Annotated in this window: 15 protein-coding genes; 14 read left to right on the top strand and 1 reads right to left on the bottom strand. The window is 42.9% G+C overall.

The features are described from left to right. A partial coding sequence (locus AB5542_RS18295) for a hypothetical protein (protein WP_368243309.1) occupies positions 1-884 on the bottom strand: 884 nt, incomplete at its 3' end. A 168-nt stretch (positions 885-1,052) separates the two neighbouring features. Between AB5542_RS18295 and AB5542_RS18290 the strand changes: the two genes are divergently transcribed. The 14 genes from AB5542_RS18290 to AB5542_RS18225 all read left to right on the top strand — a co-directional run. Next, positions 1,053-1,505, top strand: coding sequence for a YhcH/YjgK/YiaL family protein (locus AB5542_RS18290; protein ID WP_279039689.1), 453 nt, complete (start codon positions 1,053-1,055; stop codon positions 1,503-1,505). A 150-nt stretch (positions 1,506-1,655) separates the two neighbouring features. Continuing rightward, a complete protein-coding gene (locus AB5542_RS18285; RefSeq protein ID WP_279039688.1) occupies positions 1,656-2,804 on the top strand; it encodes a serine hydrolase domain-containing protein in 1,149 nt (382 codons plus the stop codon). A gap of 425 nt (positions 2,805-3,229) precedes the next feature. Then, positions 3,230-3,787 (top strand): RNA polymerase sigma-70 factor, encoded by a 558-nt coding sequence (locus AB5542_RS18280; protein ID WP_087421185.1) that lies wholly within the window; start codon positions 3,230-3,232, stop codon positions 3,785-3,787. A 105-nt stretch (positions 3,788-3,892) separates the two neighbouring features. Next, positions 3,893-5,023 carry a FecR family protein gene (locus AB5542_RS18275; RefSeq protein ID WP_279039686.1) on the top strand — a complete coding sequence of 377 codons (1,131 nt, stop codon included), beginning with the start codon at positions 3,893-3,895 and terminating at the stop codon, positions 5,021-5,023. A gap of 127 nt (positions 5,024-5,150) precedes the next feature. Then, entirely contained in the window at positions 5,151-8,720 is a 3,570-nt protein-coding gene (locus AB5542_RS18270; protein WP_158571921.1) for a SusC/RagA family TonB-linked outer membrane protein, read from the top strand. Between the two features lie 20 nt (positions 8,721-8,740). Beyond that, positions 8,741-10,195, top strand: coding sequence for a RagB/SusD family nutrient uptake outer membrane protein (locus tag AB5542_RS18265; RefSeq protein WP_087421188.1), 1,455 nt, complete (start codon positions 8,741-8,743; stop codon positions 10,193-10,195). Between the two features lie 14 nt (positions 10,196-10,209). Next, positions 10,210-11,139, top strand: coding sequence for a hypothetical protein (locus AB5542_RS18260; protein ID WP_087421189.1), 930 nt, complete (start codon positions 10,210-10,212; stop codon positions 11,137-11,139). A gap of 75 nt (positions 11,140-11,214) precedes the next feature. Continuing rightward, complete coding sequence (locus tag AB5542_RS18255; protein WP_279039684.1) at positions 11,215-13,218, top strand: TlpA family protein disulfide reductase; 2,004 nt, start codon at positions 11,215-11,217, stop codon at positions 13,216-13,218. Between the two features lie 5 nt (positions 13,219-13,223). Next, complete coding sequence (locus tag AB5542_RS18250; protein WP_279039682.1) at positions 13,224-15,914, top strand: S9 family peptidase; 2,691 nt, start codon at positions 13,224-13,226, stop codon at positions 15,912-15,914. A 240-nt stretch (positions 15,915-16,154) separates the two neighbouring features. Further along, the gene (locus AB5542_RS18245) at positions 16,155-17,648 is read left to right on the top strand and encodes a 4Fe-4S binding protein (RefSeq protein ID WP_279039680.1); all 1,494 of its coding nucleotides are present in this window, start codon (positions 16,155-16,157) and stop codon (positions 17,646-17,648) included. 13 nt (positions 17,649-17,661) lie between these two features. Beyond that, positions 17,662-19,080, top strand: coding sequence for an aldo/keto reductase (locus tag AB5542_RS18240; RefSeq protein ID WP_288215295.1), 1,419 nt, complete (start codon positions 17,662-17,664; stop codon positions 19,078-19,080). A gap of 9 nt (positions 19,081-19,089) precedes the next feature. Beyond that, a complete protein-coding gene (locus AB5542_RS18235) occupies positions 19,090-19,536 on the top strand; it encodes a DUF1893 domain-containing protein (RefSeq protein ID WP_340279851.1) in 447 nt (148 codons plus the stop codon). 6 nt (positions 19,537-19,542) lie between these two features. Continuing rightward, positions 19,543-21,435 carry a TonB-dependent receptor gene (locus AB5542_RS18230; protein WP_279039676.1) on the top strand — a complete coding sequence of 631 codons (1,893 nt, stop codon included), beginning with the start codon at positions 19,543-19,545 and terminating at the stop codon, positions 21,433-21,435. Between the two features lie 78 nt (positions 21,436-21,513). Next, positions 21,514-21,818 (top strand): DUF362 domain-containing protein (locus tag AB5542_RS18225; protein WP_368243310.1); only part of this gene is annotated, 305 nt, incomplete at its 3' end.

Here is a 21,818-nt window from a genome sequence, read left to right as displayed (position 1 = left end):
ATGCTGTCGTTAGCGTATTCCACTTGTGGCAGGTATCTGCGGTTACACCCTGCTAGATAGGGACATTCGATATAAGCATTGATACAATGTTTTTGTACTTCTGGGGAAGTGGCTGTTTGTATCGCTTTGAACAGGCAGTCGTCATAGAGTTTTTGTACTTCAGTCAGGTAGGGACGCGGTTCCTTGGAGTTGGCGTAGAATGTTTTTAGCGTGGTGTCGTTAAAATAACAGAGAATGGTTGAATCGTTTTGCTTGTCAAGGGCGGCTTTGTATAACAGATCATTGTATATTTTGGCCACCTCGACATAGTTGTATTGGTTGTGAAAGTCTTTGAAATAAGTGTCACATTTTGCCTGTGTCGGCTGGGCTTTCAGGTCTGCATATTGCACTTTTTCCTTTAGCCGGACGATCGTCTCGTAAATATCGGGGTCAATGTTGTAATCGTATTTTTTTATTTGTGCAAGTACTGTACGGGAATCTTCAAGTTGATCCTTGGAATAAACAAGCAAAGCAAAGATCGTGGAGTCTGCTTTGTGACGAAAAAGGTTGACGTTGAGGTTTGCTGCTTGGCAGAACGAACGTAACCGGGCGCCGCCATCTTGTTGCTGGATGGTCATGTCGCTTTTCAGGTAGGGTTCGATGGCATTGATGCCGGGTGTCAGTAACAATTGTCTGAGGGCATCGGCCAAGGTGATTTCATTTTTGTAGGCATCCATACTTTTGGTGTCCATTCTTTCTCTCAACCGATCGTACTTGTCTCCTTCGGACCAGGCGATGTGTTGGTATAGTCTTTCCACGCGGCTCTGTTTTTGTGCCTGCGTTTTGGAGCAAAAACTGATGGTAAAAATCGTGAAAACGATCATCGTAAGGTATGAGTTTTTCATAGTGACTAAAATTTATGTAGTTCTAAATATAACGTTTGGCCTAGAATATGATGGAAACCGGGCAATGAACACATTTTTTAGAAGAAAATGTGCGTTGTTCTTGCTTGGTTTTCTTGTTGTTAACGTATTTTCGTTATCTTTGTTGTATAAAAAAATTGAAATAAAATTATGATTGTAGACGTACTGGCTAATAGCGAACGAATTGAGGGGTTGAACCCGTATTTTAAAGTTGTCTTTGACTATATAAAAACGCATGATTTGGCAAGTATGCCCGTGGGACGAATTGACATTGACGGGGATAATGTCTATCTGAAAATTGAAGATGCCAAAGGACGAAAAACAGAGGAGGCCGTGTACGAACGGCATGATAAATATATTGATATTCAGATACCTTTGAGTATGCCGGAAGGATATGGTTGGAAGGCTAAAAGTCTGTTGGGCGAGGAGCGGGCGCCATATGATGGAGCGGGTGATTTTACTTTTTACCGGGATCCGGTGGAGCGGGTGTTCACATTATCTCCCGGAGAGTTCGTGATCTTTTTCCCGGAAGATGCTCATGCTCCTTGTATCGGGGAGGGGATAATCCGGAAAATGGTGGTGAAAGTGAAAATGGGTTCATAAAGTCCATAAGGTTCATAAGGTCCTTGGACCCCTGCGGGGCGCTTTATAGACGGCAGCGGGGGCTGCCGTTAAAAACTGTCCGAAGGACACCCGTCACTTTATGAACTTTACGAACTTTATGAGCCTTACAAACTTTATAAATTGATTATGATGAAGAAAAGATATAAGATACTTTTGACGGTTGTTGTGGTGCTGGGGATTGCTTATCTCTGTCTGCCTTATTATGCGCGGCAGGCTTTGCTTTACTGGTACCCGTCGATAGATGATTTGTCGATGTTTGACAAGCATACGGTGCGGAAAGCCGACACTTGCTGGACGTGGGGGATTGCCAAGGATTATAACACGTACGAGTTGAGTCCGGAGGATGATGCCTACTTGAATGATTTTCGTACGGTTTCTTTTCTGGTGATCCAGAATGATAGTATCGTGTACGAGGAATATCGGTCCGGTTGGAATGACACGAAAACATCAAATATATTTTCATCGACCAAGAGTATCGTGGGGCTGTTGGTCGGCATTGCTTATGACGAGGGGAAAATTGCCAGTCTGGATGATCCGGTGGGGAAATATATCCCGGAATTTAACGAGGGGAAAAAGAAAAATATCACGATTCGCAATTTGTTAACCATGAGTGGCGGGTTGAATTGGGATGAGGCTTATGCGTCGCTGTTTTCGGTAACTACACATGGCTACTACGGGAACGATCTTTATGATTTAGTGACTACGTTAGACGTGATCGAGGAACCGGGGAAACAATTTTCATATCGGAGCGGGGACACGCAGATACTGGCTTTTGTAGTGGAGAAAGCGACCGGGAAGAGCATTAGTGATTATGCCGAAGAGAAGTTATGGAAACCGATGCAAGCCTGTCAGGACGCCTATTGGTTGCTGGATAAAAAGGACGGGGACGAGAAATCTTTCTGTTGTTTTCACACCACGGCGAGGGAAATTGCCCGTTTTGCCCGTTTGATGTTGCATCATGGGAACTGGAACGGGAAGCAGTTGGTTTCGGAAGAATATATTAACGAGGCCATGAGTCCGGCGGGGTATCTGAAGGACGAGTGGGGGAAGGATTCTTTGGATTATTATGGTTTCCAGATTTGGATTATGAACTATAAAGGGCAACAGAATCCCTATTTCCGGGGAATGTTGGGACAATATATTGTCGCTATTCCCGAAAAGAATGCCATTATTGTCCGGTTGGGACATAAAAAGGACGAGGAACGTATCCGGGAGACCACCCGGGATGTGTATCGTTACATGGATATCGGGACGAAGATTCTGGATAGTAGAAAATAGGAGGGTGACTTGTTGATTGATTTATAAAGAGAACCTAACGAGTTCCTAAGGAGAACCTAAAGAAATAATCCCACATATTCGAACATCATTCGACGTTTACTCAGAGCTTACATATGTCGTAATGCATGAGCAACGAATAGACAACGAATAAGCTCTGTATGAGTGGGATTATTAGGGTAGGATTACCTCATTATTTGGGTTAGATTGGTGTGGGAATAGAGTGGTGGTGCGCGTGTTTGTTGCTGGTGCGAAGAAGAAAATAGCTTGGATGAAATCCCGTTGAGCGATGTCGTTAATTGAAGGTTCATCTTTATGTAGTCTGTGATCTTTTTGGTAATAGAAAAGTTAATATTTATCGTGGGGAAGAGCATTTTTAAAAGAAAGATTTATATTTGTGTATTCAACACGAGTAGACAAGGATACCTATGGGATTTGATATGGAAAATGTTTTGCAGGCGATAAGGCGGAGGGAGCAGGGAGTGTTTAAACAACTTTTTGAATCTTATTTCAAGAAGATGACGTTGTTTGCAGAATATTTTTTGTTGGATCGTGGTGAGGCTGAGGATATTGTTCAGGAGGTATTTATAGATTTATGGAATAATGCTCCGACACTTCCGGAGGTATCTAATTTGAAATCTTATCTTTTTACTCAGGTGCGTAATCGTAGTCTGAATCGTTTGAAACATCTTCATGTGGAAGATAATTATAAACAATGGTTACTTGAGGCTCAAGCTTATGCAGAAATTCCGGAGGTAGAAATTGATCAGGATATGTTGAAGAAGGTGTATGATGTGATCGAAGAATTGCCGGATCAGTCTAAAATTATATTTAAGCGTTGCGTGCTGGACGGGAAAAAATACAAGGAAGTAGCGGAAGAAATGAATATTTCCGTGAATACTGTAAACACGCAGATGAGCCGGGCGTATAAATTTATCCGTTCTCGTTTGGGAGCTTCTTTCCTAATCCTTTTGTCTGTTATTTAGTTCATAGTATCAATTTGTTACAAGAAAAATAATTTTTTTCTTGAAATTTTGTCACTGTATTTTTTGTTGAAGTTGTCTTATGTATGTAAGCAATAAATACAAGCTATGCAAAAAATTGATTGGTCCATATTAAGGCGGTCTGTAAATGGCGATTTAACAGAAAAGGAGAAACAGGAAGTGGAGGCGTGGAGAAATGAGTCGGGAGAGAATGAGCGCTATTACCAGAAAATGAAGAACTTTTTTACTCAAGAGAAAAGTAAAGAGGTTGACGTCCGGAAAAATTTGAAGAAATTTGAACAAAGAACCTATGGAAAGCAAAGAAAGGTATTCATCGGGTTGTGTAAGTATGTAGCTGTATTTATCTGTCTGGTCGGAACGATCGTTTTGTGGCAAAAATTCGACACTGTACAACCGGAAGTTAATTCGTTGGCATTGGCTCCCGGAAAGGATCAAGCCGTGTTGTATACCGGTTCTGGGAAAGCGATTGTTTTAGAATCCAGGTTACGTACGAATATTGTTATTTCCGACAGTCTATTCGTGCAACAGGATAGTAACGTGTTGAATTACGAGGGGATCGAGGCGAAGGGAAAAATGGTGGATGAGTTTCACTTGATGCGGGTTCCGAGAGGGGGAGAGTTCTCCATGAAATTAAGTGATGGGACGATGGTTCATCTGAATGCTGAAACGGATTTACGTTATCCGGTACGGTTTAGCGGTGAGGAGAGACGGGTGGTGCTTTCCGGAGAGGCTTTTTTTGATGTGGCAAAGTCCGGGACTCCTTTTATTGTAGAGCTTAACGGGTTTGAAGTGAAAGTACTTGGAACTCGGTTTAATATAAATGCTTACGAGGGAGAGAGTCGTTTTGAAACAACACTGGAACGAGGAAGTGTGGAAATAAACGTGAAGGGAAAAATGTTATTGTTGGAACCGGGGGAACAGGCTGTGTTAACAAATACAGGAGAACTGAGTAAACAAAAGGTGGATGTCAGCCTCTATACGGCATGGAAGGACGGGTATTTCGTGTTCGAAGACGAGCGTTTGGAGGATGTGATGAATACGGTTGCCCGGTGGTATGACGTGAATTTGTTTTATCAGAATCCCGGTGTGAAGGAGATTCGAATTAACGGAAACATTAGCCGATACAAGGATTTCTCCGTGTTATTAGAGAAAATAGAAAAACTGGATATTGTTCATTTTGATATAAAAGGAAATAATATAACTGTGATCGATAAATAAAGGAAGAGGAGTGTCCCCACACTCCCCATTCCTGACAAATTAAATTGTATTCTACAACTACAAAGTTATGACAAAAAAATGGAAAGATGACTTTCTCCATTCGAGAAAGTACGCACAAATTATGCGAATGATGAAATTTTATGTCTTGTTTATGCTGTTCGGAATGTTACATACCTACGGGAATGTACATTCGCAGAACCTCACGTTAAGCGTGGAGAATGCTTCATTAAAAGAAGTTTTCAGGGAAATAGAGAAAAATTCCGATTACCGGTTTTTATTTAAATCGGATGATGTTGTCGGAATTAAGGGATTAACACTTTCGGTATCACTGGCTGATATTGATAATGTCATGGCCTTGTGTTTGAAAGGAACCAGATTGGTTTATGAAAAAGATGGTTCTTTAATTATTATCAAGCGGGGACAGGAGGATAATCAGCCCAAAAAACGGATTGTGAAAGGTAAGATTCTGGATGAGAAAGGGGAATCTTTGCCGGGAGCGACCATTGTTTTAAAAGGAACGGCTCTTGGTGGAGTGGCTAATGTTGACGGAACGTTTACGCTTGAAATTCCACAGATGGACACGACTGTTCTGCTCGTGACCTTTGTCGGTTACCAGATGCAAGAGGTGGCTTTGAAGAAGAACGATAACAAAGAATTGGTTATTCGCCTGCAACCGGACGTGACGGAGATTGAAGAAGTGGTGATTACGGGGTATGGTAAAGTAGACAAACGGTTATCAGCCAGTGCTACTACCTCGGTGAAAATAGATGATATTTTGATTCCTAACGTGGCCTCGGTAGACGCTATGTTACAGGGACGTGTTCCGGGATTAATGGTTATGACAACTTCCGGTAGCCCGAATGCGACTCCGAAAATGCGTATCCGGGGTTCTTCAACCATTCATGGGAATGCTGCTCCGATATGGGTTGTTGATGGAATTATTTATGAGGACCCGGTGGATTTATCTAACGACGAGATAAATGACGTGTTAACGGGATCGGCCTCAACCATACGGGAACAAGCGGGAGAAAATGCCAGTCTGAGTTTGTTAGGTAATGCCATTTCCGGGGTGAATCCGATGGATATTGAATCGATTACTTTTTTGAAAGATGCTTCCGCTACGGCTATTTACGGAACGCAAGCTGCTAATGGCGTGATTGTTGTGACAACTAAAAAAGGTAAAGTAGGAAAGCCGTCAGTTACTTTTTCAGCATCTTTCGGGTTTACGGAACGTCCCCGGTATTCGGATTACCAATTGATGAATTCTAAGGAACGTATCGGGGTGTCCCGGGAAACGGCAGAGTACGGTTATCTATATGGGGCAATGCCTTATTCTGCAGGGTATGAAGGGGCTCTGTTTGATTATTATGACGGTAAAATTACAAAGTCTGAGTTTGATGCGAAAGTTGCCGATTTGGAGACAATGAACACGGATTGGTTTAAGATTCTTTGTCAGAATGCTTTTAATCAGGATTATACATTAAGTGTTTCCGGGGGAAATGAAACTAGTCGTTACTATTTTTCAGTAGGTTACAATAATAGTAAAGGAACGACGAAGGGAGACAACCTGGAACGATATAATTTAAATTTGAATTTAAGTACCGATATCGGGAAGTTTGTCAATGTGGAGGGTAAATTGAGTTTTTCGGATAGAAAATCAGATGGTTTTTATATGGTAAATCCTTCGGATTATGCTCTTTCTGCATCAAGAGCCATTAGTAAAGATGAATTCTACACGACACAATATTCTACTGTACCCGGATTGTCTTCAAATTTTCCGCTTTCTTATAATATCTTGAACGAAATAGAGCATACGGGTAATGAGGCGAATATTCGTCAAGTGAATGCCAGTGTGGGGATAAATGCGAAATTACATCCTCGGTTGACTTTAAATACTCTTTTTGGTGTAAATTATTCGAACACGGTAAATAAGAAATGGGCAGATGAACGTTCTTATTATATTGCGGAAATCAGAGGATATGACTATGGGGCAGTTACTCCAAATAGTGAAGAGGAAAAAGCCTCGCGTTTGTCTAAGGGAGGTATATTGTTATATGAAACAAATAATAATATAAGTTATACGGCTCGCGCCCAGTTGTCTTATAATAAGATATTGAACGAGAATCATATTATTAATGCGATGGTGGGATATGAGGTTCGTTCGGTAAAAAATGATGGATTTAATACTGAGGAATGGGGATATTTCCCGGATCGGGGATTGGGAATTAGTTACGAGTATGATACCAATACGTCCGGCTCAACTTCATTGAGTGGAAATTCATCTTTGGAGAAACATACGGCTAAACTTAGTAATACGTTATCTAATACGTTATCCGGTTTTGCGACGTTAGTTTATGCATATAGAAATCGTTATGTGTTGAATGCAAATATCCGTATGGATGCTTCCAACCGTTTCGGACAATATACAAATAATAAAGCTTTACCCGTGTGGAGTGTTGCGGGACGTTGGAGTGTTTCTGAGGAACCGTGGTTTAAATTGTTGGGAGAACGGGCAGACTTGAGTCTGCGTTTGTCCTATGGTAGCCAGGGAAATGTTCCTACCACGGTGGGACCCAATCTTGTCGTGAAATACCCGACAACCGTGATTAATCGTTGGTCCGGGGAGTACGTGCTGAATGTTAGTCGTTACGCATATCCGGATTTGCGCTGGGAGAAGACAAAGACAATAAATATCGGAACGGATTTTTCATTCTGGAAAGGAAGAATCAGTGGAACAATTGATTACTATTACAAAAAAGGGAAAGATATTATTTTTAGTTTGGATGTTCCTGCGGAATATGGAGTTAAGACGACCTATAAAAACGGAGCGGATATAAAGAATACGGGTTTTGAGTTGGCCGTGTCATTTGTACCCGTACAGACGAAAGATTTCAAATGGACAATTACTCCCACGTATTCAAAGAACACGAATAATGTGCAGAATACAGGAAAAAATGAATATACTTACACGGATTATCTGGCCGGAAATGCTTTTGAGAACGGAAAGCCTGTAAATGCGGTTTATTCATGGAAATTTACCGGATTAGATCCGCAATATGGATACGCTACTTTTGCTCATACTTCTCGTGACCAGAGCCAGATTGTAAAAATGGATGACCCGAAGGATTATTTGGTGTATTCCGGACAGGCTGATCCTAAAATCAGCGGTGGATTTACCACGAGTTTGCGATATAAGAATCTGACGTTGAATGCTAATTTCGCTTATAGCTTGGGTAGTGTAAAGAGATTGAATTTCTTGTATAGCGGGGCTCTCACCATGCCCGCTCCACAGGATAATTTGCATAAAGATCTTTTGAAACGTTGGAAGAAGCCGGGTGACGAGCTTACGACAAATATTCCAGGATTCGTGTTTGATGGTTCGACAGAGTATAATTTATATGTTCCGATTCCTTCTACCGTGTCTTTGAATTCTTATGAAATGTATAATTATTCAGATATTCGGGTGGTGAAGGGAGATTTCCTAAGATGTCGTAATTTATCTCTGTCCTATACGATTCCCCAGAAATATTTGAAAAAATTTGGGGTATCCATGATGTCTTGTATGTTTAATGTTACCAATCCTTTGACGATTTGTAGCTCGAAGTTTAGGGGACAAGATCCTGAACAAGGCGGAACCGGAGGAACGGCTCTACCAATCACGCAGACGTACTCGTTCTCTTTAAATGTTAGTTTTTAACCTAGTAAAGATGATGAACTATGATTTCAGTATTTAATAAGTTTATATTAGGAGCGTTTTTTATCATAACGTTCTGTGCGTGTGGGAATTTCTTGGAGGAAGTTTCTCAAGATGAATTTGAACCGGAAACAACGGATGCTTATTCAGAATTATTGAACGGGGCAGGGTATGCATTTGCCGAATTGGATGGTTTGACCTGGTATATGGATGATGATATTGATGGCGTATCTTCCTATTCATACACGGATGTCTATAATGCTTGCCGGGATATTTTTACTTGGCAATATTACATGTATCAGTCTCTGAAGGATGCAAATGTGACTGATGCAACATACGAAAATTACTATGAGAAGATTATGGTATGCAATGTTATCATTGATGATATAGAGATGTCAGTGGGTACGGAATCACAGATTAATATGGTGTTGGGAGAGGCTCTGACTTTACGGGCGTATTATTATTTGCAGTTGGTGAATATCTTTGCAACTCCTTACAACGATTCCCGTTCAACTCCCGACCAGCGTTTAGGAGTATCTTTGGTCACGAAATCCGAAATTCGGGATGAAGGAATTGCTCGTAGTTCGGTGGCAGATGTTTACAAACAGATTACAGCGGATATTGAGCGGGCTGTGTCATTGTTGGATCAGAATAAAACAAATAATGGGGTTTACCGGATCAATTATGTTTCTGCGCATTTGATTGCCTCCCGTATTTATCTGTACATGGAGGAATGGGATAAAGTGATTGAACATGCCACCCAGGCTCTTGCAGGGGCTCCGGATTTGGTTTATTTACCGACTTATGCTTACACGAATGTGAATTATCCCACGAATTCTACGAATCCGGTCGTTTCTTCCAGTTTCCCGGAAACTATTTTTGTCTTTGGAAGTATGCCCGGACGGATGGGATTCATGGGAACGCCTGTATGCCTGTCTACGGATTTGGTGAGTAGTTTTTCAGAACCGAATGATAGTCGTAACGGGATGTATTTTAAGGCCACGGCAAGCGGTTATATTTATCCTTATCAAGAGTATAAACACGGGGTTGCGGAAAGAGGGTACGTGTGGAGAACGGCTGAACTTTATTTGAACCGGGCAGAGGCATATATGGAGAAATATAAAGCGGGAGCTGCTGAATGTGGTCAATTAGCTGTAAATGATCTAAATAAATTGCGGGAAAACCGGTTTACAAATTATTCGAATTACACGTTGAGTACGGCTGATGATTTGGAAAACTTGTGTAAGTTGGAACGTCGTCGTGAACTTTTTATGGAAGGACATCGCTGGTTTGATCTTCGTCGTTACGGGATGCCTAGAATTGAACATACGTGGGTTAGTGAAAATGGACAGCGGACAACATACGTGTTACAGGAAAAAGATCCTGGATATACCTTACCGATTTCGCAGGATGTTTTAGATCGGAATTCTAAATTGGTACAGAATGAATTAGCTACGGATCGAATTGGAACCAATTGATAAATTGAAGTACTATGAAAAATAATATACTGTTTATACTGTTGATTTTTACAGGTTTATTTTTTGCCTGTGGGGAAAAAGATTTAACTCCTTCGGAACCTCAGACTTTTTATGAATTTCCCCAAGGGAATGCGGATTATGATCAGGAATTTCTTGCTTATTACGAGAAATATAACGTACAATTTTTGTATAAATATAAGGAATCGGATTTTCGTTGGAATGTGACGGAATATATTCCCTATTATTCGGTTCAAGCGGATGAGGCGTATGCTGACAAGGCTTTTCATTTTATAACAGAGAATAGTTTTGCTATATGGGATGAAGATTTCTTACGGAAAATATTACCTTTAAGAGTGTTATTGGCCTCGGAAATATATAGTGTAACCGAAAGATACGATTACGTGTATGATGAAGAAACACAAGAATGGGGGAGTGTGAAAGTGTATGATACCACGTATCATGCAGCTGCAAGTGGTTTAAATCATATTGCATTCGGTTATACGAGTGAAAAGTTCGATCAATTGACTGAAAATGAGAAATTAAATGCGACCGGGGAGATTACAAAATCTTTGATCGTGTATGCGGCTTCTCGTGATAAAATAGAGATTCCGACAGAATTTTCTGATTTGTTTAATAACTCGTCAAATACCGAGAATCAAGGACAATGGGGGTATAATGGTTGTGGGTTCTTGGAATATTATAAAAATATTGATGTGAATTATGATTTCGGGCTTTACGTGAAGTATTTGACAATCATGAGCGAGGATGAGTTTAAGGCTTGGGCGTTATCTGATAGTTTTGATGTCAGTGCAGAATGGGATCAAAGTAGCGGAACCTATAAACGTACTTACCTGATAAAACAAAAATACGAGATCGTGTTGGATTATTTTAAAACAAAGTATAATATCGATCTGCACGCGATCGGGAATCAAGCAAGTAAATAAACATTTGAATTTGAAATTGATATATTCCGGGGCTTTATAATAGCCCTTGGAATTTTATGTCCAAAATTTATTACTATGAGGAATAAGTTCGTAATTATTGTAATGCTGTTATGTGGTCTTGCCGTGAACGTGTTAGGGCAAGAAGAAAAGTCTCGTTTATCCGGTTTTACGGGGAGTCCTGTGGCAGGAACTCGGTTGGAAATACAATATGATCCGACGGGAGGACCGTTGGTCGGAAAGGAGGCTATTACCGGAGTTGCCTATATGTATAATGATTATTGTTGGGAAGTGGCAGATGTGGATTTGAGCGAATACAAGGGAATTTGGTATGGGAATTTTTATGTACCGAGAAATTGCGCTTTTGTTGCCTTTAAGTTTGTCCCGAAGGATGTGAATGATATGGGTGTTGCGGATAATAATGATGATAAGGGTTTCATGTGGGTAACCCTTGACCAGAATGGACAACAACTTCCCGGAGGAAGACTGGCTTGGGCTATATTTCGTAAACCTTCTTTGGGGAAAGGTGTGATGGGGTATTTTAATCAGTACGATATTTCTGATGAGGCGGTGGAAATGTGGATGTATAAAGAGTTGGAATACTTCCCGCAGAATATGCCGAAAATGTTCGACTGTTTTATGGCGATGGTGAAATTGAGAAGTGGAGACCAATATTCGGATGCGGCTCGTCGGTATATTACTCAGTTTTTGAGTATCCCCGGCTTGGGTGAACAACAATATTTGTGGGCTAGGGATCTTTACCGTTTTGAATTACGAGATACGGAAAAAGCCGATTCGCTGGAACAAATGATTCTTGCTAATTATCCTCACGGTGCAGCGGCTCGCTTTAAGACTTTTAAGACTATCGAGCAAATGCCGCTGGATGACGTGAAACTGGATTCAACCCGCAAGTTTTTGGCTGACTTCCCGATCAGTGAATGGCGTAAGCACCCGGAACAGGGGCAACATGCTTTTATTTATTACAGTACATTCCGTGTTTTGGAAGAGGCTTTGTTTGCCAAGCACGATTACGAGGGATTTGCCTCTTGGTTTGATCAAATGAATTTCCAGACATTGAATGAGGTGTATCGTTGGAATATTTTCCGGATGTTTAAGTTGAAATTAAGTCCTGATGAGGTCATTTATCCTTTATCTACCGCAATGATAGAAGAGATGATGAAGAAACAAGGTGATCTTTCTTTTATGGAGGATGTCAGATATACTCCGGGGCAGGCGAGGGAAATTGCTCGTCGCCAGCTTGATGATAAACTGACAAGTCATATTCTTTTGTTGACCCGGATGGAAAAATACGAGGAGACTCTTCCTTATTTTGAAAACTTGTCGAAAGAAGGATTGTATAGCAATTCGGACTTGAATGAGGCCTATATCCAAATTTTGGAAAAGACCGGGAATAGATCGAAGATATTTTCCGTGTTGGAGGAGTGTGTGCGAGAGAATGTGGTGACTCCGGCTATGTTGGAGATGTTGAAAAAAGTGTATACGGAAAAGTATGGAAAGTCTGAAGGTTTCGAGGAATATGTGCAGTCGCTGAAGTCCATGAAAGAACTGGAAGAGATGAAAAAGGAGGTCAAGGCGGGATTGACGAATGTAGCTGTTGAACCTTTCGTGTTAGAAAGTATGACGGGAAAAAAGGTGAATAGTAAAGACTGGAAAGGAAAGATTGTGGTACTTGATTTTTGGGCAACTTGGTGCGGTCCGTGTAAGATGGCCTTCCCCGGTATGCAAATGGCTGTGGATAAATATGCTAAAGATAAAGAGGTGGAATTTTATTTTATTGCTACCCAGGAAAGCGGGGATAAATATAAACAGAAGATTAAGGAGTATTTTGCAAAAAATGATTTCACGTTCAATGTGTTGTATGACAATTATAATGAAAAGAGTCAATCGGCCAATGTCGTGTTCTCACGCTTTGCCAAAATGTTCAATGATTCGGGGATTCCGCGAAAAGTAATTTTGAAAGATGGCGTGATGCGTTATACTTCAGGAGGGTATTGCGGTAGTCCCAGTAAGTTGGCTGATGAAATATCTTATGTCATTGAGTTGTTGAAAGCTGAAAAGTAGTAGAGATGAAACGAATCGTATTTTGTATTTTGTTATTTCTTGCATTGCCTTCTTTACTGTTTGCGCAGAAAAAAGCATTGCAACAGGAAGAATGTAAATTATGGCGAACGTTGAGAGAACCGAATTTGTCTCCTGACGGGAGATGGGTAACTTATCGCTACGCTTATCTTTATGATGCTGGGAATCAGGATTCAGAGTTGTATCTATATGATGCGGAACGGAATCGGACAATTGCTTTGAAGAATGTTTCAGAGTTCTTCTTTTTCAATAACGGGAAATGGGTAAAAATGGTACAAAAAACTCCCGTTGATACCACGGGGACAACGGTTGATTCTACTTTTATCGTGCGTTTGAAAGATTGGAAAAAGATCGTTTGGGATAAAACGGCTTTTCCCAATGTGGATGTCAGTTCTCCTTGGATTGTTTATACCGAGTTCGTGAATGAGGGGAACACTTCCTATAATCGTTTGTACGTGTGGAACGTGGAAACCGGGGAGAAGATCGAGATAGATCGGGTTGGGAGTTATACTTTTTTTAATGGGAGACGTTCTCTTGTTTATGAATACAAAGGGGATGACGAGACTGTTTTGCGTGTTCGGGACTTAAAGGGGAAATCCCGAGATATTTTCAAGACTGGTAAAAATCTCTTTGGCCGGGTATGGTTTGATGAGGAGAGAGAAGTTGGTACTTTCACGGTTGCTTCCGATTCTTCCCGGGTGAATAATCCCGATCTGCTCTATTCGTTTTCTTTAGCTCCTGCGGATTGTCATGTGGTGGTCAACTTTGAAGAGATTACAGGACTTCCGGAAGGGATGAAGGTGACTCGTAATCCTTATCCTTTACTCAACGGGGGACGAGATATAATGTTGGAGATAGAGCCGGTAAAAATGCCGAGACCGGCACCAAGAAAAAAGTCTGATCTGGGTTTTGAACTGGAATTATGGAGTTGGAACGAGCCATTGTCTCATCGGAGGCAAAGACCGGCCCGAGGTGGTTTTAATCCGATGGATTATCCCAAATTCATATATCACGTGGATTCCAAAGAATGTGTAAAGTTATCTGATCCGGGTATGAGTGCTTTTGTTATACCTGAAAGTAAGGATTTTGATTATATATTTGCGACTTCTTCAACTCCCTATCTTACACAATTTGATTGGAGGCACGAACTGAATTCAGATATTTATCTGATTCGTTTGGCGGATGGAAAACAGACGAAGTTATTGACCAATGTGCGAAATGTTCCTGTTTGGAGTCCGAACGGAAAGTATGCTGTGTGGTATGATGTAGAGGCCCGGACGTGGTACAATATAGATATGGTTTCGGGAGAGTTGAAAGATATATCTTCTGCTATCGGTTATCCGATGTATGATGAATTACATGATATGCCTAAAGCCCCTTCGGCCTATGGTTATGCCGGATGGATAAATGAGGGTAAGAGTCTGGTGTTATATGATCGTTATGACATGTGGGTTGTGGATTTGACAGGCCATAAACAGCCTTATTCGCTTACAGGTGAATATGGTCGGAAACATGATCTAGAGCTACGTTTAGTTGAAGCGAAAGGAAATGATCTTACGAAAGGAGCGATTCTAAGTAGTTTTAATACCCGGACAAAGAGTAAAGGTGTGTATGCTTTGGAAGCTAACGGGAAAGTTAATAAATTACTGGAAGGGGAATATGCTGCCCGGATCGTAAAGATGGCTGATGATGGTAAAACTTGTGTTTGGAGTAAATCTAGTTTTAGTGAATACGGGGATTTGTGGTGGAGTAATCTGAAGTTTACGAATCCTCGCCGAATAACAAATACCAATCCGCAGCAGACGAATTACCTGTGGGGAACGGCAAGGTTGGAACGTTGGAAGACTTTTGACGGCCGGGAAAATGATGGAATCCTGTTTTTACCGGAAGGGTATGATCCCAATAAACGCTATCCGGTGATCGTGACGTTCTACGAACGACATACAGAGGAGTTATACAGTTATCGTTTACCGGAGTTGAGTAGTTCGGTAATAGACGTACCAACTTATGTAAGTAACGGGTATGTGGTTTTCATGCCGGATGTACATTTTAAGATTGGCGATCCTGCCGAGAGTTGCTATAATTCAGTGGTAAGTGGGGTACAGATGTTGATTGATAAGGGTATTGCGGACAAAGATCATATTGGTGTTATCGGGCATAGTTGGGGAGGCTATGAGGTGGCTTATTTGGTTACAAGGACAAATATTTTCCGTTGTGCCAGTCCCGGAGCTGCTGTTTCTAACACCATTTCTTCCTATACGGCACTGAGAGGGGGAGGAATGCCCCGGTTGTATGTTTATGAAGATGCTCAGGGACGATTGGGCAAGACGTTGTGGGAGGACCGGGAGATGTATATTCGTAATTCTCCTATATTTTATGCGGATAAAATCAAGACTCCCTTGCTGATATTCCATTGTGATGGAGATAATGCCGTGCCTTTTGCTCAGGGGTTGGATCTTTTTATGGCCATGAGACGATTGCAACGTCCTGCTTGGTTGTTAAACTATAAAGAAGAGAGCCATGCCTTGAATAGCGAGGCAGCCATGATAGATTGGGGAGTGCGGATGCGGCAGTTTTTTGATCATTATTTGAAAGAGAGCCCGGCTCCCCGTTGGATGACGGAGGGTATTTCAATTGATGAACAAGGGTATGAATTGAAATACGAGTTGACGGAATAAGACAAGGAAATATTATCAAAAGAGTATAAACACTTCTGGTTTCTTTCCAACAAGGATTTAGAAACCGGAAGTGTTTTTTGTATTTTGCTGATTGGTGAAAATGAAGAGTTTTATTTGAAATCGTAAATCAAAAAATTATTTCAATCAGTAATTTTGGTATCTTAATCTGTAATTCGTGTACAAATTATAGTGTAAACATTCCATAATTTTGTAATGTTTTAATAACTAAAATAACAGCTTATGCTACGCAGAATCAGATTAATAGTAGCCCTTGTGTTTTTTATCTTGATCACCTTGTTGTTTCTCGATTTTACGGGAACATTACATGCGTGGTTCGGATGGCTGGCGAAAATACAGTTCCTGCCGGCCGTGCTGGCCTTGAATGTCGGGGTCATTCTTTTATGGGTGGTATTGACGCTCGTGTTTGGACGGGTGTATTGTTCGGTGATTTGTCCGTTGGGTGTGTTTCAAGATGTGGTGTCTTGGTTTAGCGGACGGCGAAAGAAAAAGAAATATCGTTTTTCCTATTCTCCCGCGGTTTCGTGGTTACGGTACGGGATGTTGGGAGTGTTTATTATTGCCATGATTGCCGGAATTGGTTCGGTGGTGGCATTGTTGGCTCCGTATAGTTCTTACGGGCGAATCGTTTCGAATCTTTTCGCTCCCGTGTACCAGTGGGGAAATAACGTGTTGGCTTATTTTGCCGAAAGGAGTGATAGCTACGCTTTTTACGAGACTTCGGTATGGCTGAAGAGTTTGCCGACGTTTATTATTGCGGCAGTCACGTTTGTCGTGTTAGTTGTACTGGCATGGCGAAATGGTCGAACCTATTGCAACACGGTCTGTCCGGTAGGTACGGTGTTGGGATTCTTCTCCCGGTATTCCTTGTTTCGTCCGGAGATTGATGCGGAGAAATGTACAAATTGTAGTTTATGTTCCCGTAAATGCAAGGCGGCTTGCATTAATTACAAGGATCATCGGATTGATTATAGCCGTTGTGTGACTTGTATGGATTGTATTGATTCCTGTAAGCATGGTGCGATCAGTTATAAATATCGGTTTGGGAAAAAAGAGATAAAAGAAACTTCCGAAACGGGAAATACAAATAATGCTCGTCGTAGTTTCTTGACCGGGATGGGACTGGTTCTTGTTTCCTCGGCTGTCAAGGCGCAGGAGAAAAAGGTGGATGGCGGTTTAGCTGTTATTCTCGATAAGAAAGTCCCTACCCGGACGACACCGCTTGTACCACCGGGAGCCAAAGGGATACGTAATATGCGGACACGTTGTACCGGTTGTCAGCTTTGTGTTTCGGTATGCCCGAATCAGGTGTTACGTCCCTCTACCAAGTTGGAAACGCTTATGCAGCCGGAAATGTCATACGAGAGAGGGTATTGCCGACCGGAATGTACGAAATGTTCGGAGGTATGTCCGGCAGGAGCAATCTTGAAACTTACCCCGGCGGATAAGTCGGCCACGCAGATTGGTCATGCCGTGTGGGTAGAGAAAAATTGTGTGCCACTTCGGGATAAAGTAGAGTGTGGCAACTGTGCCCGGCATTGCCCGACGGGAGCGATTACGATGGTTCCTTCCGATGCTGATGATGCGGATTCGTTGAAGATTCCGGTTGTGAATGTGGAACGTTGTATCGGTTGCGGGGCTTGCGAGAATCTTTGTCCGGCACGTCCATTCAGTGCCATTTACGTGGAAGGACACGAGCAGCACAGAACGATCTAAAAATTACGAGTACATGGAAAAGAAAGATAGAAAAGAAGAGATAAACCGCCGGGAATTTTTAAAGCGATTAGGGGTTGGTGCGGCTGCATCGACGATCGGTTTGGCGGGTTGTAATTCGAGAAATAATATCGTGTCGGGCAATCGTTCGGCACTAGGGGAAATCCCGACAGATCAAATGACTTACCGGACGCATCCGAGGACGGGTGATAAAGTCTCCTTGCTGGGATATGGTTGTATGCGCTGGCCGGATACGAGTGGCGGGGCGGGACGGAATCCTGATGCGGATTTGGATCAGGAGACGATTAATCGGTTAGTGGATACGGCTATTGCACATGGTGTTAATTATTTCGACACATCTCCTGCTTATTGTATGGGGCGTTCCGAGCGTGCCACGGGTATTGCCCTTAAACGTTATCCGCGCAACACGTATTTTATTGCTACCAAGTTGTCTAATTTCGCTCCTTCCACGTGGACACGTGAGGCTTCTATCGCGATGTACCGCAACTCGTTTAAAGAATTGCAGGTGGATTACATCGACTATCTGCTACTGCACGGGGTTGGGATGGGAAACGGGATGGCAGAATACGAGGCCCGTTACGTGAATAACGGTGTGTTAGATTTCCTGCTTGAAGAACGTGAGGCGGGGCGGATTCGTAACTTGGGATTCTCTTATCACGGGGATATAAAAGTCTTTGATTACTTGCTCTCGATACATGATCGGGTAAAATGGGATTTCGTGCAGATCCAGTTGAATTACGTGGACTGGAAACACGCGAAGGAGGTGAATACCCGGAATACAGATGCCGAGTACCTTTACGGGGAATTACAAAAGTTGAACATTCCGGCTATTATCATGGAACCCCTGTTAGGTGGCCGTCTTTCGAATGTGCCGACTCATGTGGCGAACACGTTGAAATTGCGTAAGCCTGAATCCAGCGTGGCCTCGTGGGCGTTCCGTTTTGCGGGTTCGTTTCCCGGGGTATTGACTGTTTTGAGCGGGATGACTTACATGGAGCATCTAGAGGATAACTTGCGTACTTTCTCACCGCTGGACCCGTTGACAGATGATGATAAGGTGTTTTTGGAGGAAACGGCGCAACTGATGTTGCGATACCCGACTATCCCTTGTAATGATTGTAAATATTGTATGCCTTGTCCTTACGGTTTGGATATTCCGGCCGTGTTGTTGCACTATAACAAGTGTATTAACGAGGGTAATGTGCCTGCCTCGTCACAGGATGAGAATTACCGTAAGGCCCGGCGGGCATTCCTTATCGGGTATGACCGTTCGGTTCCCCGGTTGCGACAGGCCAGTCATTGCATCGGTTGTGACCAGTGCGTGCATCATTGTCCGCAGGGAATTAACATCCCGAAAGAGATGCAACGAATTGATCATTTCGTGGAGGATTTGAAACAGGAACGGGTATTTTAAATAGAGAAAATGAGTATGATGGTTGAAACGGACCGAAAGGTGTTGATTGAGCGCTTGGATGCGGAACAATGTTCCTGCGTGATTTATAACGGGGGAGAGACCCGGTTGTTCTGGGAGCGGGGTGTACAGGATTTGTACCGGTTGTTGAAGACGGAACCGGATTTTCTTCGGGGAGCGTTTATTGCGGATAAAGTGATTGGCAAGGCTGCTGCCGCCTTGATGGCTTTGGGGGGCGTGGATGAGGTGTTTGCCCGGGTTATCAGTAGCCCGGGCAGAGAGCTTTTGGAACGATCCGGAATTAAGGTGGATTTTTTGTCGGAAGTACCTCATATTATTAATCGTACTCAAACAGGTTGGTGTCCGTTGGAGACTCGCTGTTTCCGGATGCACACGGCAGAAGAGTGTCTGCAACAGATAGAGGATTTTATACATACGATGAATAACGTAACAAAATAATAGAGGATGAAAAAGATACTATTTACCGTGCTATTTTTGGGTGGGCTCGTTTCCTTGCGGGCTGAGGAAGTGCCTGATAGCTTATCGGTGCAGAAAAAAGTGACCATAGAAGAGGTTGTTGTTACCGGAACACGGAACGAGACGGACGTGCGGCATTTGCCGATGACGGTTTCCGTGGTGAACCGGGAACAGATCGAACATCGTAACGATCCCTCGTTATTGCCTCTTTTGACCGAGTATATACCGGGACTTTTCACGACTTCCAGAGGGCTGATGGGATATGGGGTATCCGGAGGGGCTGCCGGGGGAATGAGTTTACGGGGAATCGGGGGAGTGCCGCAGGAGGGATTACCGACTACGGGGATGCTCGTGTTAATTGACGGACACCCGCAATACATGGGACTGATGGGACACCCGATTTCCGATGCTTACCAGTCTTTGCTGGCGGAACGTGTAGAAGTGCTGCGGGGTCCGGCATCCGTGTTATACGGGTCGAATGCGATGGGGGGAGTGATCAATATTGTAACCCGGAAGATGCAACAGGATGGAATCCGGACACATGCTAACGTGGGGTACGGTTCGTATAACACGTTGCAATCGGAGGTTACCAATCGTATTCGGAAGGGGCGGTTCACAAGTATTGTCAGTGGTTCCTATAATCGTACGGACGGCCATCGGAAGGATATGGAGTTCGAACAATATGGCGGCTATGCCAAATTCGGATACGAGATTTCGGATGCGTGGAATGTCTGGGCCGATGTGAATCTGACTCATTTTGATGCCTCGAATCCGGGAGAAATTTCCAATCCATTACTTGATAACGACCAGCGAATTACACGAGGAATGACGTCTTTTGCCTTGGCTAATCATTATGCGAAAACGTCGGGAACGTTGAGTTTCTTTTATAACTGGGGGAAACATTGGATTAATGATGGTTATAATTTAGGGGGTGATCCTCTTGATTATCGGTTTCATTCACGTGACCTGATGTTGGGTGTCTCTTGGTACCAGAGTGTACAGCTTTTCGAGGGAAATCGCCTGACCGTGGGATTTGATTATTTCCATTTCGGGGGAGAGGCTTGGAATAAGACGTTAGCAGGAGAACGAGATACTCAAGCGGATAAAACACAGGATGACGTGGCAGGATATATTGATTTCCGGCAGAATTTGGGTGACTGGCTTACTTTTGACGTGGGACTCCGTGTTGACCATCATTCGCAAGTGGGGACGGAATGGGTTCCGCAGGTCGGGTTTTCTTTCCATTTGCCGGAAAACAGCGAAGTAAAGTTGATGGCAAGCAAGGGATTCCGTTACCCGACGATTCGTGAAATGTATATGTTCCGTCCGGCTAACCCGGATCTGAAACCGGAGAGGTTGTGGAGTTACGAACTTTCATTTGCACAGCGGTTGCAGGATGGACGATTGTCATATGGTGTGAATGTTTTCTATATTGACGGGGAGAACCTGATTATGCGTATGCCGATAGACGGGCGTCCCTTGAACGTGAACACGGGAAAGATTGAGAATGCCGGTGTGGAGGCTCAGGTGGCTTACCGGATTGTTCCCGCTTGGTCCGTGGATGCGAATTATAGTTATTTGCACATGGATACTCCCGTGTTAGCCTCTCCGGAGCATAAACTTTATGTAGGAACGGCTTTTTCAAAGGGACGTTGGAATGTGTCAACCGGATTGCAATATGTGGCCGGGTTGTATAAAGAACTTGATCCGGAGGAAACCGAGGATTTCCTGTTATGGAATGTACGCGGGTCTTTCCGTGTTCTGGATGGGTTTGATGTTTGGGTGAAGGGAGAGAATCTACTCGCTCAAAGATACGAGATCAACGCCGGATTCCCGATGCCTAAGGCAACGGTGATGGCGGGAGTGAATATAAAATTTTAAATCGTAATACATAATATCATGAAAATGAGAAGGAATATTTGTATGATTTTGTTCTCCGTGTTGTCAACCGTGACAGGGATGAATTGCGCTAATGCGCAAGAACAGAAATCCGATGGAAATACTAATGTACCGAAAGTGTATATGTTCAAGGAGATTTCCCCGGAGAATTTGGTGAAGATTTACGAGGCTTTAGGCCGGGAGGCAACAGGAAAAGTTGCCGTGAAATTATCCACGGGAGAACCGGGTGGGCATAATTTCCTGCAACCGGCTTTGATCAAGGATTTGGTGCAGAAAGTGAAGGGAACTATCGTGGAATGTAACACGGCTTATGGGGGCGGACGTGCCGATACCGAGAATCATTTGAAAGCGGCTAAAGATCATGG

The organism is Butyricimonas sp. RTP31003st1_G1_RTP31003_210430 (assembly GCF_040920905.1).
GTDB classification, from domain to species: Bacteria; Bacteroidota; Bacteroidia; order Bacteroidales; family Marinifilaceae; genus Butyricimonas; species Butyricimonas paravirosa.
This window is presented reverse-complemented; position numbering and strand designations above follow the sequence as displayed.

What these genes read in the sequence shown, in the direction of transcription:
- AB5542_RS18255 (WP_279039684.1), top strand. Translation starts at nt 11,215, where the DNA reads ATGAGGAATAAGTTCGTAATTATTGTAATGCTGTTATGTGGTCTTGCC.
- AB5542_RS18275 (WP_279039686.1), top strand. Translation starts at nt 3,893, where the DNA reads ATGCAAAAAATTGATTGGTCCATATTAAGGCGGTCTGTAAATGGCGAT.
- AB5542_RS18290 (WP_279039689.1), top strand. Translation starts at nt 1,053, where the DNA reads ATGATTGTAGACGTACTGGCTAATAGCGAACGAATTGAGGGGTTGAAC.
- AB5542_RS18270 (WP_158571921.1), top strand. Translation starts at nt 5,151, where the DNA reads ATGATGAAATTTTATGTCTTGTTTATGCTGTTCGGAATGTTACATACC.
- AB5542_RS18230 (WP_279039676.1), top strand. Translation starts at nt 19,543, where the DNA reads ATGAAAAAGATACTATTTACCGTGCTATTTTTGGGTGGGCTCGTTTCC.
- AB5542_RS18240 (WP_288215295.1), top strand. Translation starts at nt 17,662, where the DNA reads ATGGAAAAGAAAGATAGAAAAGAAGAGATAAACCGCCGGGAATTTTTA.
- AB5542_RS18265 (WP_087421188.1), top strand. Translation starts at nt 8,741, where the DNA reads ATGATTTCAGTATTTAATAAGTTTATATTAGGAGCGTTTTTTATCATA.
- AB5542_RS18250 (WP_279039682.1), top strand. Translation starts at nt 13,224, where the DNA reads ATGAAACGAATCGTATTTTGTATTTTGTTATTTCTTGCATTGCCTTCT.
- AB5542_RS18285 (WP_279039688.1), top strand. Translation starts at nt 1,656, where the DNA reads ATGAAGAAAAGATATAAGATACTTTTGACGGTTGTTGTGGTGCTGGGG.
- AB5542_RS18245 (WP_279039680.1), top strand. Translation starts at nt 16,155, where the DNA reads ATGCTACGCAGAATCAGATTAATAGTAGCCCTTGTGTTTTTTATCTTG.
- AB5542_RS18260 (WP_087421189.1), top strand. Translation starts at nt 10,210, where the DNA reads ATGAAAAATAATATACTGTTTATACTGTTGATTTTTACAGGTTTATTT.
- AB5542_RS18235 (WP_340279851.1), top strand. Translation starts at nt 19,090, where the DNA reads ATGAGTATGATGGTTGAAACGGACCGAAAGGTGTTGATTGAGCGCTTG.
- AB5542_RS18280 (WP_087421185.1), top strand. Translation starts at nt 3,230, where the DNA reads ATGGGATTTGATATGGAAAATGTTTTGCAGGCGATAAGGCGGAGGGAG.